This window comes from Metabacillus herbersteinensis (genome assembly GCF_042433335.1).
In the GTDB taxonomy this organism is placed as follows: domain Bacteria; phylum Bacillota; class Bacilli; order Bacillales; family Bacillaceae; genus Metabacillus; species Metabacillus herbersteinensis.
This window is the reverse complement of the sequence record NZ_JBHLVO010000109.1, coordinates 1-532: the sequence shown is the minus strand read 5'-3', so window position 1 is coordinate 532 and position 532 is coordinate 1. Positions and strand designations below refer to the sequence as shown.

Annotated in this window: 1 protein-coding gene; it reads left to right on the top strand. The window is 42.3% G+C overall.

Annotation, left to right across the window (positions count from 1 at the left end; genetic code table 11):
- Positions 1-208: hypothetical protein (locus tag ACFFIX_RS28030; RefSeq protein ID WP_512700181.1), on the top strand; the 208-nt coding region annotated here is incomplete at its 5' end.
- Positions 209-532: the final 324 nt, after the last annotated feature.

Here is a 532-nt window from a genome sequence, read left to right as displayed (position 1 = left end):
AGGCATGTCACTGAAAAAACTCCCTGCCGAGAAAGTATGGACCAAACGACAAATCCCTCCTGCCACTTGGAATATCATTTATGGAGAATACAAAGAAAGCCTTCGTCTGTGTTTCCTTCCTGCCGATGAAAAGGGGGAACATGGCTACTGGTTCGGCTTTGAGTCGGAGATACAAAAAGCAAGTCCTGTATTCAAGGCAAGAACGTAAAACGTTACGACATCAGGAGAAGCTGTTGGTTTCAAAAAGTAATGCTCGATTTTGATTTAGTATCACTTTATAGAAGTGAAGCCAAGCGGCTGAAAGAGCCCAACAAGAGTAATCCGGATAAGAGCCAAAGGAAAAGGTGATTTCGTCTTATGTAAAACATAAAATTCTTCTATCACACCATCTCTCTCATTACCAGCGATTTACCGTGTAAAAACATCCATAATGTCCCTGAATCGGTATGTAGGCAATGGAGATGGAAACATTCGCCCATTATTTGTATAAGAGCCGCAGATATCAGATTGGATCTGACAGGACATGCCGTGC